The 14,946-nt window shown below is 61.7% G+C and carries 15 protein-coding genes; 12 read left to right on the top strand and 3 right to left on the bottom strand.

Going from position 1 to position 14,946, the window contains the following annotated elements; genetic code table 11:
- Window positions 1–72 precede the first annotated feature (72 nt).
- The 6 genes from hemC to rsd all read left to right on the top strand — a co-directional run bounded on the left by hemC (window position 73) and on the right by rsd (window position 5,596).
- Entirely contained in the window at window positions 73–1,014 is a 942-nt protein-coding gene (gene hemC / locus OH720_RS30840; RefSeq protein WP_272603996.1) for a hydroxymethylbilane synthase, read from the top strand.
- Window positions 1,011–1,778 carry a uroporphyrinogen-III synthase gene (locus OH720_RS30835; RefSeq protein ID WP_272603995.1) on the top strand — a complete coding sequence of 256 codons (768 nt, stop codon included), beginning with the start codon at window positions 1,011–1,013 and terminating at the stop codon, window positions 1,776–1,778. Before hemC ends, OH720_RS30835 begins: the two co-directional genes overlap by 4 nt.
- 16 nt (window positions 1,779–1,794) lie before the next feature.
- The gene (locus tag OH720_RS30830) at window positions 1,795–2,943 is read left to right on the top strand and encodes a uroporphyrinogen-III C-methyltransferase (RefSeq protein WP_272603994.1); all 1,149 of its coding nucleotides are present in this window, start codon (window positions 1,795–1,797) and stop codon (window positions 2,941–2,943) included.
- On the top strand, window positions 2,940–4,178 hold the full coding sequence (locus OH720_RS30825; protein WP_272603993.1) for a heme biosynthesis protein HemY: 1,239 nt from the start codon (window positions 2,940–2,942) through the stop codon (window positions 4,176–4,178). The genes OH720_RS30830 and OH720_RS30825 overlap by 4 nt, the downstream gene beginning before the upstream one ends.
- 230 nt (window positions 4,179–4,408) lie before the next feature.
- A complete protein-coding gene (locus tag OH720_RS30820; RefSeq protein WP_272603992.1) occupies window positions 4,409–4,960 on the top strand; it encodes a disulfide bond formation protein B in 552 nt (183 codons plus the stop codon).
- A 177-nt stretch (window positions 4,961–5,137) separates the two neighbouring features.
- Complete coding sequence (gene rsd, locus OH720_RS30815; RefSeq protein ID WP_083349898.1) at window positions 5,138–5,596, top strand: sigma D regulator; 459 nt, start codon at window positions 5,138–5,140, stop codon at window positions 5,594–5,596.
- A gap of 61 nt (window positions 5,597–5,657) precedes the next feature.
- On the opposite strand, the gene OH720_RS30810 is transcribed toward rsd, so the two are convergent.
- The gene (locus OH720_RS30810; protein ID WP_272603991.1) at window positions 5,658–6,323 is read right to left on the bottom strand and encodes an FKBP-type peptidyl-prolyl cis-trans isomerase; all 666 of its coding nucleotides are present in this window, start codon (window positions 6,321–6,323) and stop codon (window positions 5,658–5,660) included.
- Between the two features lie 192 nt (window positions 6,324–6,515).
- On the opposite strand from OH720_RS30810, the gene OH720_RS30805 reads away from it, so the two are divergent.
- Window positions 6,516–7,685, top strand: coding sequence for an AlgP family protein (locus OH720_RS30805; protein ID WP_272603990.1), 1,170 nt, complete (start codon window positions 6,516–6,518; stop codon window positions 7,683–7,685).
- On the opposite strand, the gene OH720_RS30800 is transcribed toward OH720_RS30805, so the two are convergent.
- Entirely contained in the window at window positions 7,682–8,146 is a 465-nt protein-coding gene (locus tag OH720_RS30800) for a TIGR02444 family protein (RefSeq protein WP_272603989.1), read from the bottom strand. The genes OH720_RS30805 and OH720_RS30800 overlap by 4 nt on opposite strands.
- A gap of 50 nt (window positions 8,147–8,196) precedes the next feature.
- Between OH720_RS30800 and OH720_RS30795 the strand changes: the two genes are divergently transcribed.
- The 5 genes from OH720_RS30795 to OH720_RS30775 all read left to right on the top strand — a co-directional run bounded on the left by OH720_RS30795 (window position 8,197) and on the right by OH720_RS30775 (window position 14,132).
- Complete coding sequence (locus tag OH720_RS30795; RefSeq protein ID WP_272603988.1) at window positions 8,197–10,107, top strand: ATP-binding cassette domain-containing protein; 1,911 nt, start codon at window positions 8,197–8,199, stop codon at window positions 10,105–10,107.
- Entirely contained in the window at window positions 10,107–10,688 is a 582-nt protein-coding gene (locus OH720_RS30790) for a mechanosensitive ion channel family protein (RefSeq protein ID WP_272603987.1), read from the top strand. The genes OH720_RS30795 and OH720_RS30790 overlap by 1 nt, the downstream gene beginning before the upstream one ends.
- A 185-nt stretch (window positions 10,689–10,873) precedes the next feature.
- The gene (locus OH720_RS30785; protein WP_272603986.1) at window positions 10,874–11,506 is read left to right on the top strand and encodes a LysE family transporter; all 633 of its coding nucleotides are present in this window, start codon (window positions 10,874–10,876) and stop codon (window positions 11,504–11,506) included.
- A gap of 139 nt (window positions 11,507–11,645) precedes the next feature.
- On the top strand, window positions 11,646–13,544 hold the full coding sequence (locus tag OH720_RS30780) for an FTR1 family protein (RefSeq protein WP_272603985.1): 1,899 nt from the start codon (window positions 11,646–11,648) through the stop codon (window positions 13,542–13,544).
- A gap of 132 nt (window positions 13,545–13,676) precedes the next feature.
- The gene (locus tag OH720_RS30775) at window positions 13,677–14,132 is read left to right on the top strand and encodes a YaiI/YqxD family protein (RefSeq protein WP_272603984.1); all 456 of its coding nucleotides are present in this window, start codon (window positions 13,677–13,679) and stop codon (window positions 14,130–14,132) included.
- 119 nt (window positions 14,133–14,251) lie between these two features.
- Here the strand turns inward: OH720_RS30775 and elbB are convergent, their stop codons facing one another.
- Window positions 14,252–14,920 (bottom strand): isoprenoid biosynthesis glyoxalase ElbB, encoded by a 669-nt coding sequence (elbB, locus tag OH720_RS30770; RefSeq protein ID WP_272603983.1) that lies wholly within the window; start codon window positions 14,918–14,920, stop codon window positions 14,252–14,254.
- Window positions 14,921–14,946 lie beyond the last annotated feature (26 nt).

The following is a 14,946-nucleotide window of genomic DNA, read 5'->3' as shown; positions in this document are numbered from 1 at the left end:
TTCTGATACAAGTCAAAGTGGATTTGGCTGAGCTGTTATTATCCGCCGTATCTATTCAGTACGGATTGATCCATGTCCTCTCGCCAGATCCGCATCGCCACCCGCAAAAGCGCTCTTGCCCTGTGGCAGGCCGAATACGTCAAAGCCCGTCTGGAACAGGCCCATCCGGGCCTGCTCGTGACCTTGGTGCCCATGGTCAGTCGCGGCGACAAGCTGCTCGACTCACCCCTGTCGAAAATCGGCGGCAAGGGCCTGTTCGTCAAGGAGCTGGAAACCGCGCTGTTGGAAAACGAAGCCGACATCGCCGTGCACTCCATGAAAGACGTGCCGATGGACTTCCCTGAAGGTCTCGGCCTGTTCTGTATCTGCGAGCGCGAAGACCCACGCGACGCATTTGTCTCCAACACCTACGCCAGCCTTGAAGCGTTGCCGCCTGGCAGCATCGTCGGCACTTCGAGCCTGCGCCGCCAGGCCCAGTTGCTGAGCCGTCGTCCGGACCTGGAAATCCGCTTCCTGCGCGGCAACGTCAACACGCGCCTGGCCAAGCTGGACGCTGGCGAATACGACGCCATCATCCTCGCGTCCGCCGGCTTGATCCGGTTGGGCTTTGAAGATCGCATCACCTCGGCCATCAGCGTCGACGATAGCCTGCCGGCCGGTGGCCAAGGCGCAGTAGGGATCGAATGCCGCACCGCGGACAGCGAAATTCACGCACTGCTCGCGCCGCTGCATCACCAGGACACCGCGACCCGTGTGAGCGCCGAGCGTGCTCTCAATAAACACCTCAATGGCGGCTGCCAGGTGCCGATCGCCTGCTACGCCGTGCTTGAGGGCGAGCAGGTCTGGTTGCGTGGCCTGGTGGGTGATCCGAGTGGTGGCCTGCTGCTCAGCGCCCAGGGCCGGGCGCCCCGTGGCGATGCCGAGGCTTTGGGGGTGCAAGTGGCCGAAGACCTTTTGAGCCAGGGCGCCGCCGATATTCTCAAAGCGGTCTACGGCGAGGCAGGTCACGAGTGACGGGCTGGCGTCTGCTGCTGACGCGTCCGGCGGATGAGTCGGCGGCGTTGGGCAGTCTGTTGGCCGATCAGGGGATTTTCAGCAGTAGCTTGCCGCTTTTGGACATAGTGCCGATCCCGGTCTCTGACACAATCGGTGAAGTTATCCGGGAGCTGGATCGCTACAGCGCAGTGATCGTGGTCAGCAAGCCCGCCGCGCGAATCGGCATCGAACTGCTCCAGCGGTTTTGCGTTCAGGCACCGCGTGTGAAGTGGTTTAGCGTCGGCGCGGCAACGGCACAGATTCTTCAGGATCATGGCTTGGACGTGAGCTTTCCGGATGAAGGCGATGACAGCGAAGCCTTGCTTGAACTTGCGAGTTTGCGCGAGGCTCTCGCCCGACCCGATCCGCGTGTGCTGATCCTGCGCGGGGAGGGTGGGCGTGAACTGCTGGCTGAGCGTTTGCGTGAAGCGGGTGCTAGTGTCGAGTATCTGGAGTTGTACCGCCGCGAACTGCCGCAATACCCTTCGGCAGCCCTGGAACAGCGCATCGAAGCGGAACGCCTGAATGCGCTGGTGGTCAGCAGTGGACAAGGTTTTGAGCACCTGCATCAATTGGCTGGCGATGCCTGGCCGCAGTTGGCGCGGTTGCCGTTGTTTGTACCAAGCCCAAGGGTCGCCGAGCTGGCACGTGCTGCTGGCGCCCAAACAGTTGTGGATTGTCGTGGCGCCAGTGCCGCGGCTTTGCTGACGGCGTTACGGGAGCATCCCGAACCCGTTCTCTAATGCAAAGGATGGATACGTGAGCGAAACAGCCTTGCCTAAAGATGACGTCCGACCAGTACTTGATGCACCGGTTGATGAAATGCAGCCGCCGCCTGCTGCGGTGCAGCGCCGCGGCAATGGGCTGGCCATCGTCGCGCTGCTGCTGGGCGCTGCCGGTGTCGCGGTGGGTGGTTGGGGAGTCTGGCAGGTGCGTCACCTGCAAGCGACCAACCAGCAGCAGCTGGGTCAGGTGCAGGCATTGAGTGACGAGGCACAAAGCCTGAAGCTCAATGATCAGCGCCTGAGCGCGCGTCTGGAGCAACTGCCCGGCGCCGATGTGCTGGAGGAGCGCAGCCGCCTGGTGACTCAGCTTCAGGGTGATCAGCAGCGACTCAATCAGCGCCTGGAAACCGTCCTCGGTGCCAGCCGCAAGGACTGGCGCCTGGCCGAGGCCGAGCACTTGCTGCGCCTGGCCAGCCTGCGCCTGTCGGCCTTGCAGGACATCAGCAGCGCCCAGGCTTTGGTGCAGGGCGCCGATGAAATCCTCCGTGAGCAGAATGACCCCGGTTCCTTCGCCGCTCGCGAGCAAGTGGCCAAGACCCTGGTGGCCTTGCGCAGCACCGAGCAGCCGGATCGCACCGGTTTGTTCCTGCGGCTGGGGGCGTTACGCGACCAGGTGATCAGCCTCACCGAGCTGGCGCCCGAGTACAAGGACCGCGGCGAATCCCTGCTGGGGTTGACCGCCGATGGCGACGGTGCCAGTCGCTGGGCGCAATGGTGGGATCAGATCTCGCGCTACATCCGTATCGATTTCAACGCCGACAAAAATGTCCGTCCATTGCTGGCCGGGCAGAGCCTGAGCCAGGTTCGCCTCGCCCTCAGCCTGGCGCTGGAGCAGGCGCAATGGGCTGCGCTCAACGGTCAGGCGGCGGTGTATTCGCAGGCGCTGGCAGAGGCGCGGGATGTGCTCAAGGGCAACTTCAATCCGGACAATCCTCAGAGCAAAGTGATGCTCGAACAGGTGGCGGAACTGAGCAAGCAGCCGGTCTCTGTGGTTACCCCGGACCTGACCGGGACTCTGAGTGCGGTCCAGGGCTATCTGGAGCGGCGTAACGTCAACGCCGAGGACTCGATCAAGCCGCTGGCCAAGCCTGCCGCGAATACCGCGCAGGAGGCCACCCCATGAAACGCCTCTATGTGATCGTGTTCCTGGCCATTGCGGCGGCGGCTGCGATGGGCTTGGCCATCGCCGAGCATTCAGGTTACGTCCTGATCGCCTACAAGAGCTTTCGCTACGAATCGAGCCTGTGGGCAACACTGGCCTTGATCGCCGTTCTCTGGCTGGTCATCTGGGGCATCAAGGCGTTGGTCGAGCTGGTGACGACCTCTGGTGGCGTGGTCAATCCGTGGTCACGGCGCAATCGTAGTCGCCGGGTCCAGGTGGCGATCGAACACGGGCAACTGGACCTGGCCGAAGGTCGCTGGGCAAGCGCCCAGCGTCACTTGCATCGGGCTGCGGAAGCCGAGCGTCAGCCGCTGCTTTACTACCTCGGGGCTGCGCGCGCTGCGAACGAACAAGGTCGCTACGAAGAAAGTGACAATCTGCTGGAGCGTGCTCTGGAGCGTCAGCCCCAGGCGGAGTTGGCGATAGCCTTGAACCACGCGCAATTGCAGACCGATCGCGGTGATACCGAGGGCGCCCTGGCGACCCTGCAGGCGATGCGCGAGCGCCACCCTCATAACGCCCAGACCCTGCGTCAGTTGCAGCGCCTGCTTCAGCAGCGAGGCGACTGGTCGGCAGTGATCCGCCTGTTGCCCGAGCTGCGCAAGGACAAAGTCCTGCCGGCGGCTGAACTGGCCGAACTGGAGCGCCGGGCCTGGGGTGAGAACCTGTCCCTGGCGGCGCATCAGGAAGAGGAAGGGACGCTCGGTTTGCAAGCGCTCGATCGCGCATGGCAACAGCTGACGTCGGCTCAGCGCCAAGAGCCGCAATTGGTGCTCGCCTATGCCGAGCAACTGCGGCAACTGGGGGCCCAGGTCCAGGCCGAAGAGGTCTTGCGCACGGCTTTGAAACGCAACTACGACAGCCATCTGGCGCGCCTCTATGGATTGGTGCGCGGCAGTGACCCGGCTCGCCAACTGCAACTCGCCGAGGGCTGGCTGAAAGATCATCCGACTGATCCAGGCCTGTTGCTGACGCTGGGTCGCCTGTGTCTGCAAAGCAGCCTGTGGGGCAAGGCCCGGGATTATCTGGAAAGCAGTCTGCGAATACAGCGCAACCCGGAAGCCTGCGCCGAACTGGCACGCCTGCTGGCCCAGATGGGAGACACCGAGCGTAGCAACCAGCTGTTCCAGGAAGGCCTGGGTTTGCTCGATGAGCGCTTGCTGGCGGCACCGCTGCCGGCGTTGGCTCACGTTTGATCACTGAGTGACGGATCGCTCGAATGGGCGATCCGCTGCTACAAAGCTTGTCGGAATTCTCCCTTCGCAACGCTGCTTCAGCAAAGTCCTACAGGCCACTACGTCAGATCCTCTGATGTCTGTCGGGAATTCCCTACGTATTTACTGAAATGTCTGCATCTGCCCGCCTTGAAAGGGCTGCGCGCTTTCCACTACCGTAGCCGTCGGACTCTTATTGTTACGGAAACGCCATGTCGTTGGCCTGCCCACGCTCCCTGTTTTTTACTGTGTTCATCGCAGGCGCCCTGGCCCTGGGCGTTTCCTATTACCTGGAATATGCGGTCGGCCTCCAGCCATGTGGCCTGTGCCTGTTGCAACGCGCTTGCCTGGCGCTGCTGACCGGATTGAGCCTGATGGCCTCGGTGCACGGTCCCGGTCGCCTGGGGGCCTTTGTGTATTGGTTGCTCTCACTGCTCTGCGGCCTGTTGGGGACCTTCACGGCCTGGCGTCAGGTGTTGCTGCAAACCGATCCTGTGTATCAATTTTCCGCCTGCTCACCTGACCTGGCCGAGGTATTCACAGGCGCCCCGTGGCTACGCGTCATGCAGATGATGTTCCAGGGGGCCGTCGACTGCCCGCGGATCGCCTGGACGTTGTTCGATTTGAGTATCCCGGAATGGAGTCTGCTGTTCTTCGTTGCGGTGATGATTCCGGGTATTTATCAGCTGATACGCCTGGTCTTGAGCGCTCTTCGACGACCGCTCGGCGACAAGTCGTCGCACCGGGTGCTTGCCAAAGATTAAACACTTGTATGAACTTTATCGTCTGCGTACCTTGAAGCCACCGTCGCGCGGGCATAATCTGGCCCGCACGTGTCATTGGATTTATGTTGCTCGATGACGCTCTGCCTGGTCGAATCTTGATTCTCAAGCCTGCGACAGGTGTAGAGCAGCATGACCCACAAGGGAAGAGAGATCGCCATGCTCGAAAGTTGTCAGAATGCTCAGGAACGTTGGGGTGGAGTTCATCTGCTGATTGACCGCTGGTTGCAGGAGCGTAAAGAGCTGATCGATGCGTACGACAAGCTCGGAGCAAAACCTGAAGCACTGTCCGAGAACCGCAAGCCCTTGCAAGAGTTCTGCGGCGTGCTGGTCGATTACGTGTCCGCCGGCCACTTCGAGATCTACGAACAGTTGACAGGGGAGGCCAAGGCCTTCAACGACAAGCGTGGCCTGGAACTCGCCGAGACCATCTACCCGCGCATCGACGTCATCACCGAAAAACTCCTCGCGTTCAACGACCTGTGCGATGCCGGGAAGTGTGTTGCTGACGAGTTCAAGACGCTGGGTGGCTTGCTGCATGAGCGCTTCGAACTGGAAGACTGCCTGATCGAAGTGTTGCATACCGCTCACAAGGAAGAAGATTCGGTTCAGGCCTGATCGTTCTCCCCGCAAGACCTGAAAACGGTGCGCCATGGCGCGCCGTTTTTCGTTTGTGCTTTCAGCTGGTGGCGCCGCGCAATTCGACCTCGAACACCAGGGGCGTGAAGGGGGCGATCAGGTCGCCGGCACCATCGGAACCATAGGCCTGTGCCGATGGAATCACCAGGCGCCATCTGGCACCGACCGGCATGTCTTGCAGCGCGCTGCGCCAGCCGCTGATCACGCTGTCGAGACTGAACCATTGCGGTTGGTTGTTCTGGTCGAACACTGTGCCGTCCGGGAGTCGCCCGATGTAAAGCACCTGGACCTTTCCGTTGGGTCCGGCCTTGGCGCCAGTACCCGGTGCCAATTCGGTCAGGAGTATTCCATCCGCCAATTCACGAACGCCGGGTTTGGCTTTTTCCCTGGCGAGAAAGTCTTGCTCGTTTTTAACTGCCAGCTCGTTTTGCGGTGCAGGCGTTTGCAGGGTCCCCTGCGTTTCGTGCTCACGCAAAATCTGTTCGATCTGCTCGTCCTTCAACGCCAGTGGCTTGCCTTGATAGGCCTGCTGCAGTCCTTCGACCAGTGCCTGAATCTGCAAGTCGGGAACCTCCTGGCGCAAGCGTTCGCCGAGACTGGCGCCGAGGCTGTAAGCGAGATCGTGAGCGTCTTTTTCCTGGCTTTTTTCAGTGGCGTTGGCCACGGAAAAAATCACGCAGAACGATAAAAAAAGGTAGCGCGACATGGGCACTCTCCAGCCTGGGTTGCGGGCGATTATGCCAGCGCGAATGCGTTCAACGGTGAACTGCTTTTGCGCCAACGCAGAACATTTTCAATTCGTTGCAACGCAGCGCTTTGGATACTGTCAAGATGCCCTAGCGGCGGTAGCAGCAGAGGTCTAGTATGAGCCGCACTCACGTCAGCCAGGAGGTAAACCATGTCGGCCACCAAGAAGCCTGTAAGTACTCCGTTGCACTTGCTCCAACAACTCTCGGGCAGCTTGCTCGAGCATCTGGAAAACGCTTGTTCCGAAGCTTTGGCTGATGCTGAAAAACTGCTCGCCAAACTGGAAAAGCAGCGCGGAAAAGCGCAAGAGAAATTGCACAAGTCCCGTACCAAATTGCAGGACGCAGCGGCGGCCGGAAAGGCCAAGGCGCAAACCAAGGCCAAGGACGCGGTGAAACAGCTCGAGGACCTGCTTGATGCCCTCAAGGATCGTCAATCGGAAACTCGCGGCTACATCCTGCAACTCAAGCGCGATGCCCAGGAAAGCCTGAAACTGGCCCAGGGTGTCGGTCGCGTACAAGAGGCTGTCGGCAAGGCGTTGTCCCTGCGTTCGGCCAAGCCTGCTGCGGCTCCTGCGAAGAAAGCCGCTGCCAAACCGGTTGCCGCAAAAGCACCGGCCAAGCCTGCCGCCAAACCTGCCGCCAAGGCACCGGTGAAAGCCGCAGCCAAACCTGCTGCAACCTCTGCAGCTAAAAAACCTGTCGCGGCCAGTGCTGCAAAACCGGCTGCCAGAACCGCAGCTGCCAAACCTGCTGCCAAGACAACCGCTGCCAAAACAACGGCCGCGAAACCGGCTGCCAAACCGGCCGCCAAAACTGCTGCTGCGAAACCCGCCGTGGCCAAAACCGCAGCCGCCAAACCAGCCGCTAGAACTGCCGCTGCAAAACCTGCTGCCAAGCCAGCCGCAAAACCTGTCGCGGCGAAAACCGCTGCCAAGCCAGCTGCAAAACCAGCGGCCAAACCGGCGGCAAAAGCAGCAGCAAAACCTGCCGCAAAACCGGCAGCTAAAACGGCAGCAGCTAAACCAGCCACTGCCGCAAAACCTGCCGCGGCGAAACCGGCAGCCAAGCCTGCCGCAGCCAAGCCGGCGGCAAAACCAGCAGCTAAACCAGCAGCTAAACCAGCAGTTAAACCAGCCGTGAAAAAACCGGCCGCTGTTGCCAAGCCGACTCCGGCTCCCGCTGCCAAGCCAGCAACGCCAGCGCCGGCACCATCCGCTTCGGCTGCTCCTGCGCCGACAGCACCAACCTCGACAGCCTCCACTGCGCCAACGCCAGTGGCATCGTCGAACTCCAGCACCAACCCAACCAGCGCTTCTTAAGTGCCGGTTACCGCGACGCGCAGCTGATGCAGCGCGTCGCGGTGCAGGTGGGCAGCATCCGCCGTCACACCTTCCAGCCAGATCGCCAAATTGGTCGCGTCACCCTGCGGCCAATCCTGAGCCGATCGCTCCAGGCGCAGTAACAGATTTCGTTCGGCCTCCAATTCAAGTGCCTTGACCTGTTCGCGTAGCGAGTGCAGCTCGGGATCCTGTGCGGCGGCAACCTTCCATTGCACGCGCAGTGCCCGCAACGGTTGCACGACATCGGCGTCCCAGGCTCGCGCCACACCGCGAAGTTGCTGCAGGCGTTGTTCATCGCAGGCGATACCCCGCTGCCCCAGCCATGCCGCGCACAGCAGCAGGCACACGTTGACGCCGCCCGCCTGCAATTGCAGGCAGGCCTGTTCAACGCCCGGGCGGGCATAAAGGGTCAGGGAAAAGCTCCACAGGTCAGAGGACATAGTGCTACTCGCGCCAGTTGCGAGCGAAGCTGGTAGACTCCGCCGCCATTATGATTCGACTTCAGAACCTGACTTTACAGCGTGGCCCGCAACGTCTGCTAGAAGACGCCGAGCTGACCCTGCACGCCGGCCAGAAAGCCGGCCTCATCGGTGCCAACGGCGCCGGCAAATCGAGCCTGTTCGCCTTGCTTCGGGGCGAACTGCACCCTGACTCGGGTGATTGCTTCCTGCCGGCCGATTGGCGTATCGCCCACATGCGCCAGGAGGTCGACACGCTCGAACGCCTGGCGGTCGACTACGTGCTCGATGGCGACCTGCGCCTGCGCCAGGTGCAACGCGACCTGGCGGCAGCCGAAGCGGCCCATGACGGTGCCGCCCAGGCCCGCTACCACTCCGAGCTCGATAGCGCCGATGGCTACACCGCCGACGCACGGGCGCGCAAGTTGCTGGCGGGCCTGGGCTTCACCAACGAGCAGATGGATCGCCAGGTCGGCGATTTCTCCGGTGGCTGGCGGATGCGCCTGAACCTGGCGCAGGCCTTGATGTGTCCTTCGGACCTGCTGTTGCTCGACGAACCGACCAACCACCTGGACCTCGACGCCATCATCTGGCTCGAAGAGTGGCTCAAGAGCTATCCCGGCACCTTGATGCTGATTTCCCACGACCGGGATTTCCTCGATGCCGTGGTCGATCACGTGGCTCACGTCGATCAGCGCAAGATCACCCTCTATCGCGGTGGCTACAGCGCCTTCGAGCGTGCCCGTGCCGAACGGCTGGCCCAGCAACAGCAGGCCTTTGAGAAGCAGCAGGCGCAACGTGCGCACATGGAAAGCTACATCGCCCGCTTCAAGGCCCAGGCAACCAAGGCCCGCCAGGCCCAGAGCCGGATCAAGGCCCTGGAGCGGATGGAAGAGCTGACCGCGGCGCACGTCGACTCGCCGTTCGACTTCGTCTTCCGCGAATCGCAGAAGATTTCCAGCCCGCTGATCGACCTGTCCGATGCCCGCCTGGGTTACGGCGAGAAAACCGTGCTGGAGAAGGTCAAGCTGCAACTGACCCCCGGTGCGCGCATCGGCTTGCTCGGCCCGAACGGCGCCGGTAAATCAACCCTGATCAAGAACCTTGCCGGTGAGCTCTCGCCGCTGGCCGGCCGCTTGACCCGTGGCGAGAACACCGTCGTCGGCTACTTCGCCCAGCATCAGCTCGATTCCCTGGATGCCAAGGCCAGCCCGTTGCTGCACTTGCAGCGCCTGGCACCGACCGAACGTGAGCAGACCCTGCGCGACTTCCTCGGTGGTTTCGACTTCCGCGGCGCGCGGATCGATGAGCCGGTGCTGAATTTCTCCGGTGGCGAAAAAGCGCGCCTGGCGCTGGCGTTGATCGCCTGGGACCGGCCGAACCTGTTGCTGCTCGACGAACCGACCAACCACCTGGACCTGGAAATGCGCCTGGCGCTGACCATGGCCCTGCAGGAATTCAGTGGTGCGGTACTGGTGGTCTCCCACGATCGCCATTTGCTCAAAAGCACCACCGACAATTTCTACCTGGTGGCAGACGGCAAGGTCGAAGAGTTCGACGGCGACCTTGAGGACTACACCCGCTGGCTGGTGGAGTATCGCCAGCGCAACGCCCCGGTCAGCAACACCCCGGTCAACCCGGACAAGACCGACAAGAAAGCCCAGCGTCAGGCGGCCGCTGCGCTGCGTCAGCAACTGGCGCCGCACAAGCGCGAGGCTGACAAGCTCGAAGCCGAGTTGGGCAAGCTGCACGAGAAACTCGCGAAGATCGATGCCAGCCTGGGCGACAGCGATATCTACGAGCCAATGCGCAAGAACGAGTTGCGCGACCTGCTGGCCGAACAGGCCAAGCTGAAGGTGCGTGAAGGGGAGCTGGAAGAAGCCTGGATGGAAGCCCTGGAACTGCTGGAAAGCATGCAGGCGGAGCTGGAGGCTCTGTCCTGATGGAGGCCTTCAAGCTGCCGCTGCCGGCGATGTGGGTCGAGCCGATCTGGCTCGGCGTGCAAATCCTGCTGATCCTGCTGGCCGGTTACATCGCCCAACGCTTCGTTGCCAAGTGCCTGACCCGCCTCGGTGAGCGTTACCCGTTCCCGCCACAATTGCTGATGCCGCTGCGTGGCGGGCTGCGCTGGCTGATCATGGGCAGTGCGCTGATCTTCGTGCTGGAGCGTCTGGGGGTTTCGGCCACGGTGCTCTGGACCGCGCTGTCGGGGTTTGTCGCGGTGGCGGCGGTGGCGTTTTTCGCCATGTGGAGCGTGCTCTCCAATCTGTTGTGCGCGATCCTGATCTTCACCGTCGGGCCGTTTCGCCTGGGTGATGTGGTCGAGTTGGTGGACACCACCGACAAACCCGGCGTCAAAGGCCGGGTGATTGCGATCAATCTGCTGTACACCACGTTGATCGAGGCGGAAGAGCTGGGTACTGGTAGCGCGATGGTGCAGGTGCCGAACAGCTTGTTCTTCCAGCGTTCGGTGCGCCGCTGGCGCGGCAGCGATGTGTTTCCTTCGAGCGGGTTTGAGAAATAAGCCAGCTTGCGACTCAAGCCAAAAAGATCGCAGCCTTCGGCAGCTCCTACACTGGAATGCGTTTCCATGTAGGAGCTGCCGAAGGCTGCGATCTTTTGCTTTTGGAGTACGCAAAAAATCGGTAGTCACCAGCCCAAAGCCGCATTAGCTTAGACATCTGTCACGAGTTCGAGTCGAGGTGTGCAATGGAGCTTCAAACATGGCTGGCGTTTTTTGCCGCCTGCTGGGTGATCAGCCTGTCTCCCGGTGCCGGCGCCATTGCGTCGATGTCCAGTGGTCTGCAGTACGGTTTCTGGCGTGGTTACTGGAACGCCCTGGGCCTGCAATTGGGCCTTGCGGTGCAGATTGCGATTGTCGGCGCCGGTGTTGGCGCGATTCTTACGGCATCCGCCACCGCCTTCTATGCGATCAAATGGTTCGGCGTGGCCTACCTGGTTTTTCTCGCCATCAAACAATGGCGTGCGCTGCCCAGCGACATGAGCGATGACGCGGCTGTCCGGCAGATTGGCAAGCCGATGGCCCTGGTGTTCCGAGGCTTTCTGGTGAACATCAGCAACCCCAAGGCGTTGGTGTTCATGCTGGCGGTGTTGCCGCAGTTCATCGATCCGCACGCGCCACTGCTGATCCAGTACGTGATCATCGGTGTCACCATGGTCTGCGTGGATCTGGTCGTCATGGCCGGTTACACCGGGCTGGCTTCCAAGGTGCTGCGTATGTTGCGCACACCGAAACAGCAAAGGCGCATGAACCGTACCTTTGCCGGACTGTTCATCGGCGCGGCGGCGTTCATGGCCACCCTGCGCAAAGTCGCGGTTTGAACCATCAGGCACAAAAAAGGCGACCTCTTCAGGTCGCCTTTTTCGTTTAAGGCCTGTCGCGCAATCTACGACAAAGCTTGAGTGAAAGTGATTGGGAGGGAACAATATGTTACTTCGTGTTTCCAATTGAGATTCATTCATGATTGCCCCGTCCCGATTCCTGGCCTGGCTGATAGCGCCGGTGTTTGCCCTGTGCAGTTTCAATCTGCTGGCCGACACCGTGGAAGGCGCACCGCAGGCGCTGCACCTACTTGATTACATCGGCGCGGACTACCCGCAAGCGGTGCAGGCAGGCAAGGTCGTCAACGAATCCGAATACCGCGAACAACTGGAATTCACCCAGGCGTTGCAAGGCTTGATTGCCGGCATGCCGGCCAAACCGGAAAAGGCCGGGCTGGAGCAGGGCATCAGTCAGCTGCACGCGGCGATCACCGCGCGTGAGGACGGCGCAGACGTCGCCCGTCAGGCTCGGCAGCTTGGCGCAAAACTGGCTGTGGCCTATGAAATCAGCCAGGCCCCGATCATCACCCCGGACCCGACTCGCGGCGCGCCACTGTACGCCCAGCATTGTTCGGTGTGCCACGGCGATACAGGTGCTGGCGACGGTCCGGCGGGAGTGGGGTTGACCCCGCCGCCGGCCAATTTGCGTGATAACGCGCGCCTGGATCACCTGAGCCTCTACGCGATCTACAACACGGTAGGCCTGGGGGTCGAAGGCACAGACATGCCGGCTTTCGGCGATCAGCTCGATGATCGTCAGCGTTGGGACCTGGCAACCTATGTCGCCAGCTTCAGCGCCGATCCGCAGACTGCCAGCAGCGACAAGACCTACAACATTGCCGATCTGGCCCGCCAGACCCCGGCCGAAGTGCAGGCCACCGACGGCCCGCAGGCTGCCGCGACTTTCCGCGCGCAACGGGCTCAGCCGCCGCAGGCCAAGCGTGGCCCGGCGCAGTTGCTCGACTACACCGCCAGCACCCTGGACAAGAGCGTCGCGGCTTACCGCGCGGGTGACCACGATCAGGCCTATGACTTGTCCGTGGCGGCATACCTGGAAGGTTTCGAACTGGTCGAAAGCTCCCTGGACAACGTCGATGCCACCGTGCGCAAGGACACTGAGAAGTCGCTGATGGCTTACCGCCAGTCATTGCAGGATGGCTTGTCGGTAGACCAGGTCGAGCAGCGTCTGGAGGCGGCCAAGGGCAAATTGAAGGCGTCTGCCGATTTGTTGGGCAGCGATGGCTTGAGCTGGTCGCTGAGCTACATTTCCGGCCTGTTGATTCTGCTGCGCGAAGGCCTGGAAGCGATTTTGGTGCTGGCGGCGATCCTTGCCTTCCTGCGTAACACCGGCCAGCAATCGGCGGTGCGCAGCGTCAACGTCGGATGGGGCCTGGCGCTGCTGGCCGGCTTGGGTACCTGGGCGCTGGCGGCTTATGTGATCGATGTCAGCGGCTCGCAGCGTGAGTTGCTGGAAGGCGCGACGGCGCTGTTCGCCAGCGTCATGGTGTTGTGGCTCGGTGTGTGGATGCACGACCGTCGTCATGCCGCGGCCTGGCAGGATTACATCAAGAGCAGCCTGGTGGGCGGGGGTGGGCGTTTCGGTTTTGCGATCCTGGCGTTCTTCTCGGTGTATCGCGAGCTGTTCGAAGTGATCCTGTTCTACGAAACCCTGTGGTTGCAGGCCGGGCCTGCGGGCCATGACGCCGTGCTGGCCGGTGGTGCGACGGCGATGGTGTTGTTGGTCGGCCTGGCCTGGGTGATCCTGCGCGGCTCGGCGAAACTGCCGCTGGCGCTGTTCTTCAGCATCAACGCCGGTCTGCTCTGTGCCTTGTCGGTGGTGTTCGCCGGGCATGGTGTGAAGGCGTTGCAGGAAGCGGGGATTTTCGGCACGCGGCCGGTGGCGTTCTTTGAGTTCGATTGGTTGGGGATTCATGCGGATGCGTATTCGTTGAGTGCGCAGGCGGTGGCGATCCTGGCGATCGTTGTGCTGTATGGTCGTAGTCGTGTGGCCGAGAAGCAGCGGGTGCAGGTTTCGTAACAGCATTCGCTTCGCTCATATTCGCGGGCAAGCCTCGCTCCTACAGGTTTTATGTTGATACACCATTGTGTGTACGACAATGAACCGTAGGAGCGAGGCTTGCCCGCGAAGCTTTTAACGGAGGAAAAATCTATGCGCGTATGGATCGATGCCGACGCCTGCCCCCGGGCGGCCAAGGATCTGGTGGTGAAGTTCGCCCTCAAGCGCCAGTTCGAGGTGGTGCTGGTGGCCGGCCAGCCGCAGAGCAAACCTGGCCTGGCCCTGGTGAAGCTGATTGTGGTGCCAAGTGGCCCCGATGCGGCCGACGACTACCTCGTGGAACACGCGGTGCCGGGTGAGTTGGTGATCTGCAGCGATGTGCCGCTGGCCGACCGGTTGGTGAAAAAAGGCGTTGCCGCGCTGGACCCGAGGGGCAAGGAGTTTGACGCGCAGAACATGGGCGATCGCCTGGCCGTGCGCAACCTGTTCACCGACTTGCGTGAACAGGGGCAGATGAGTGGCGGGCCGGCACCCTTTGGCGAGCGGGAAAAGCAGGCGTTTGCCAATGCGCTGGACCGCATACTCACTCGTCTGTCCCGCAAGTCGTAGGCCTTGCAGTGCCCCCTGTGGGAGCGAGCCTGCTCGCGATGGGGCCGGCACATCCAAAATAGATGTTGACGGTTAGACCGCTATCGCGAGCAGGCTCGCTCCCACAGTTTTGACGCGTGTCAGGCGTCGTTTTCGTGGGTCAGTTCGAGCACGCGGTCGACCAGTTTGTTGATCCCCGACGCCGCCTCACTGATGCTCCCCGCCAGCATGTACGCCGGAGTGCTCACCAGTTTGCGCGCCTTGTCTTCGACGATATCGCTCACGGCGCATTCCTTGTGCGTGGCGCCCATTTTGTTCAGCGCCGCGGCCGTTTCTGCGTCGTTGCCGATGGTGCATGTCACGCCGGGCCCATAGATTTTCGCCGCCAGGGCAGGCGAGATGCAGATCAGGCCGACCGGTTTGCCAGCCTCGGCAAAGGCTTCGGTCAAGGCCAGGACGTCCGGCTGAACCGTGCAGGCGGTACCTTCGATGGCGAAGTTGGAAAGGTTCTTGGCCGAGCCGAAGCCGCCGGGAATGATCAGTGCATCGAATTCTTCGACGTCGGCTTCGCGGATATCCTTGACCTCACCACGGGCTATGCGGGCGGACTCCACCAGCACATTGCGCGACTCGGGCATTTCTTCGCCGGTCAGGTGATTGATCACGTGCAGCTGCGCGATATTCGGTGCAAAACACTGCACCTGCGCGCCACGCTGGTCCAGGCGCAGCAGGGTCACCACGCTTTCGTAAATTTCGGCGCCGTCGTATACGCCACAACCGGAAAGGATCACTGCAACTTTTTTGCTCATGGGCTTTTCTCCAGATTCATGGCGTT

The sequence above is a fragment of the Pseudomonas sp. WJP1 genome, from assembly GCF_028471945.1.
Taxonomy (GTDB): domain Bacteria; phylum Pseudomonadota; class Gammaproteobacteria; order Pseudomonadales; family Pseudomonadaceae; genus Aquipseudomonas.
Note: the sequence above shows the minus strand (reverse complement) of the source record. Positions and strands in the feature narration are given on the sequence as shown.

What these genes read in the sequence shown, in the direction of transcription:
- hemC (WP_272603996.1), top strand. Translation starts at nt 73, where the DNA reads ATGTCCTCTCGCCAGATCCGCATCGCCACCCGCAAAAGCGCTCTTGCC.
- OH720_RS30825 (WP_272603993.1), top strand. Translation starts at nt 2,940, where the DNA reads ATGAAACGCCTCTATGTGATCGTGTTCCTGGCCATTGCGGCGGCGGCT.
- OH720_RS30820 (WP_272603992.1), top strand. Translation starts at nt 4,409, where the DNA reads ATGTCGTTGGCCTGCCCACGCTCCCTGTTTTTTACTGTGTTCATCGCA.
- rsd (WP_083349898.1), top strand. Translation starts at nt 5,138, where the DNA reads ATGCTCGAAAGTTGTCAGAATGCTCAGGAACGTTGGGGTGGAGTTCAT.
- OH720_RS30810 (WP_272603991.1), bottom strand. Translation starts at nt 6,323, where the DNA reads ATGTCGCGCTACCTTTTTTTATCGTTCTGCGTGATTTTTTCCGTGGCC.
- OH720_RS30805 (WP_272603990.1), top strand. Translation starts at nt 6,516, where the DNA reads ATGTCGGCCACCAAGAAGCCTGTAAGTACTCCGTTGCACTTGCTCCAA.
- OH720_RS30800 (WP_272603989.1), bottom strand. Translation starts at nt 8,146, where the DNA reads ATGTCCTCTGACCTGTGGAGCTTTTCCCTGACCCTTTATGCCCGCCCG.
- OH720_RS30795 (WP_272603988.1), top strand. Translation starts at nt 8,197, where the DNA reads ATGATTCGACTTCAGAACCTGACTTTACAGCGTGGCCCGCAACGTCTG.
- OH720_RS30790 (WP_272603987.1), top strand. Translation starts at nt 10,107, where the DNA reads ATGGAGGCCTTCAAGCTGCCGCTGCCGGCGATGTGGGTCGAGCCGATC.
- OH720_RS30785 (WP_272603986.1), top strand. Translation starts at nt 10,874, where the DNA reads ATGGAGCTTCAAACATGGCTGGCGTTTTTTGCCGCCTGCTGGGTGATC.
- OH720_RS30780 (WP_272603985.1), top strand. Translation starts at nt 11,646, where the DNA reads ATGATTGCCCCGTCCCGATTCCTGGCCTGGCTGATAGCGCCGGTGTTT.
- OH720_RS30775 (WP_272603984.1), top strand. Translation starts at nt 13,677, where the DNA reads ATGCGCGTATGGATCGATGCCGACGCCTGCCCCCGGGCGGCCAAGGAT.
- elbB (WP_272603983.1), bottom strand. Translation starts at nt 14,920, where the DNA reads ATGAGCAAAAAAGTTGCAGTGATCCTTTCCGGTTGTGGCGTATACGAC.